The following is a 264-nucleotide window of genomic DNA, read 5'->3' as shown; positions in this document are numbered from 1 at the left end:
CCAGCAGGGCATGGCCACGGCAGTGGACGCGGTGATCGAACAGGCGCTGGGCCGCGCAGGCAAGGAAGCCCGGATCGTCGCCGGCCGCTACCGCCGCGACGTTTATTGACCGCGCTGGTCCAGGCGGATGGCGAGCAGCTCCCCACCACCACGCAACGCATAGCGCCTGCGCGGTCCTGCCGCCAGCCACGCGGTGTCGCCCTGCTGCAGCGGCGGTAGTTCCGGCTCGCCCTCGAACCCCGCCTGCCCCGCCAACAGGTGGAT

General features: G+C 72.0%; 1 pseudogene. It reads right to left on the bottom strand.

From position 1 onward, the window contains the following. Positions 1-102: 102 nt before the first annotated feature. A pseudogene (locus ACQG3P_RS20040) lies at positions 103-264 on the bottom strand (HutD family protein); the annotation flags it as partial.

The organism is Stenotrophomonas sp. SrG, from assembly GCF_050031795.1.
Classification (GTDB): Bacteria; Pseudomonadota; Gammaproteobacteria; order Xanthomonadales; family Xanthomonadaceae; genus Stenotrophomonas; species Stenotrophomonas rhizophila_A.
The sequence above is the reverse complement of the archived record's forward strand: the minus strand, read 5'-3'. Positions and strand labels throughout refer to the sequence as shown.